Origin of the sequence: Campylobacter sp. 2457A (assembly GCF_020135895.1) — a bacterium.
Classification (GTDB): domain Bacteria; phylum Campylobacterota; class Campylobacteria; order Campylobacterales; family Campylobacteraceae; genus Campylobacter_D; species Campylobacter_D taeniopygiae.
Window position 1 is genome coordinate 1 of the sequence record NZ_JACHTO010000051.1, and the last position, 3,054, is coordinate 3,054.

Below are 3,054 nucleotides of genomic sequence, written 5' to 3' on the forward strand. Positions count from 1 at the left end.
CTAGAGTTTGAAAAGCTAAATTGATTCATAGCATTGCCCATAACATTATTGATAAAATTTGTTCTTTGGGTGTTTAAAGAGTGATTGGTTCTAAAGAATGCACCCGCTGCACCTGCTTTAAGATTGATTTTCTTTTGTAGCTTTCCATCCGCTCCAATTGTTAAAGAAATTTCACCGCTACCATTGGTTCCTACACTAGCTATTTTATCTTGATCAACTCCAGTAATGAGATCTTGCAAATTATCTAATTGATCTAAGTTAAGATTACCTTGATCAACGGTAATTTTATCTACATTAACTTTATCTTTATCACTTCCGCCTACTACAACAGTTTCTAATTTACCATCGCTGCCTGTAGAAACAACCCAATCTTTAATCACCACATTGCCACTATCATTTTTTATAGTGCATTTTCCATCTTTGCCAACGCTACCTTGATTTGTGATAACTAGATTTCCGCCGCCACTATTGACTATACCACCATTTATAGTAGCACCTTCGCCATTAGAAATTTCAAGTTCTTTGTTGCCATTATTGGTAATATTTCCTGAGATAACCCCACTACCTTGATTGACTATACCGCCAGCTATGCTACCACCATTTTCTATTGTGATGCCGCCATTGCCGCTATTACCACCACCTATAGTTCCTTCGTTGATTATACCACCATTGCCGCCTATAAGTGTCCCTTTGATGTTGATATTAGAATTGATGATCTTGCCACCACCTATATAAATTGCAGCATTACCACCTTTGATCATGGCGTCACTTTCTACTTCTATACCTTCAACTTTTACTTCTTTATCGGTACCATCTATATTGATACCATTTTTACCAGCTATGATTTGTCCGTTATCCTTAAGACAAATTTTACCCACATCGATAAGATCGCCAGAATCTTCTACTTCGTAAAAACTTATACCGTTAAGTTCGGCTTGTACTAAACCTTTGTTGATAAAAGTTCCTATTTTATTACCAGTTTCCACCATGATACCATTGCTAGCGCTGATGATTTTTCCATCAGTCTCATTGATAAAAGTTTTTATTAAGCTTTGGCCTGCTGTTTCTCCTGTGTTAATAGGATCTTTTAAACTTACAAGGCTTACAGCACCTGCATAGATGCTGTTTGAATTTGATTCTATGGTGCCTTTGTTTGTAAGTGTTTCAATAGTTGCTTCACCATCGATACGAATTCCATTATAGCCTTTTATAAGTCCTTCGTTTGTAAAGTTTTCAATTGTAGAAGTTTTTTCATTGTAACCTTGACTAATAAGAAAACCATAGGATTTATCAGAACTAATGGTTCCTTTATTTTCAAAAGTTGTTATATTGGCTCCATCATATATGGCTATACCTGACCAATTTTTTGAATGGATAATGCCATCGGTATCATTGGTTAAAGAATTGACAGTAGCGTGAGTAATATTTAATCCTTCAGCACCTCCTGTTAATAAACCGCTATTTTTAAAAGTTTGGATTTCGGTCTTATTATTATTGCTTCCTTTGATTTTTATCCCTAAACTTTTTTCATTGCCTATGGTTCCAGAGTTTTCAAAATTTTCAATACTTACACCACTTGTGATATCCACACCGTAAGAACCATCAGCATTAGATTCGATGAGTCCTTTATTTTCAAATTTTTTTATAGTTGTGCCTTCTCTAAGAATTATTGCATTGCTTAGGCTAGAATTTATGGTTCCTTCATTAGTAAGAGTGTCAATAGAAGAATTTTTGGCAAATATACCATCTTTTAAAGAACTAATCGTTCCTTTATTTTCAAAATTTGTTAAAGTTGATTTATTACTACTGCTTCCGGTTAAAGCTACGCCATAAAGAGAATTTTCACCACCTATGATACCATTTGTTTCATTGATAAAGCTTGTAATTTTAACTCCACCATTTTGGCTTTCTACCCAGATGGCTGCATTATTTTGATTGCCTGAAATGGTTCCATTGTTTTTAAAATTTTCTATAGTTGATTTTTTTTGTAAATAAATTCCTATACCATTTTCTGAGTCAATCGTTCCTGCATTTTCAAAAGTTGATATAGTAGCACCTTCAGTGATATTCATCCCAAGGTTTTTTGAGCTTATAAGACCTTGATTTTTAAAGGTGGAAATATCGGTATTTTTGATAAATACGCTATCATTTAATGAGCTAACGATTCCTTTGTTTTCAAAATTCGTTATAGTTGAATTTGTATTCCCGTTTTTTTCTCCTTTATTTTGCCCTTTTCCGGTGAAAACTATACCAAAAATAGAATTTTCACCACCTATGATACCATTTGTTTCATTAGTAAAACTTGTAATTGTAGCAGCATATTCTGTAGATCCTATTTTAATACCCGCATTACTTTGACTTCCTGCAATAGTTCCGCTATTTTTAAAAGTCTCTATAGTAGATCCACCATCTAGTTGAAGTCCTATATTTTTTTCTGAAGTTATCAATCCGGTATTTTCAAAAGTGTTTATTGTTGCCCCATTGTTAATATAAATTCCCTTACCTTCATTGCTTGAGCTTATGGTGCCAGTATTTATTAAATTCTTTATTGTCGAGCTAGAACTAATAGATAGACCATTGTGTTTAGCACTATTGATTATCCCGCTATTTTCAAATGTGTCTATGCTTGCATTACTTGCAAAAACACTTTCGCCTTCATTTGAGCTTATGGTTCCAGTATTTTTAAAATTTTCTATACTCGATTTTGTACCATTTCCATAAATTAAAATTCCATATTTAGAGCTTCCATTTCCTATAGTTCCGCTATTTTCAAAAGTAGTGATGGTCGCACCATTATTATCTTTATTACCAATTTGAATACTAGCAGTATTACTTCCACCTTGTACGATTCCTTGATTTTTGAAAGTTTGGATAGAAGAATCATTACTAAAATTTATAGCTTCACTGTTACTTACATTAACCGAACCTCCACTTTCAATAGTTAAACTTGAATTACTCGTGTTATCTACAGTGATTTTTTCTGTTTGAGCATTACTAACTGTTCCACAGTTACCACTACATCCAGCACCGCTAATTTGAGCATCAGCACAGGTG

1 protein-coding gene is annotated in these 3,054 nt (G+C 33.7%); it reads right to left on the minus strand.

Annotated features, from left to right (window positions below; translation table 11 throughout):
• Positions 1-3,054 (minus strand): beta strand repeat-containing protein (locus tag H2280_RS08175; protein ID WP_337216230.1); only part of this gene is annotated, 3,054 nt, incomplete at both ends.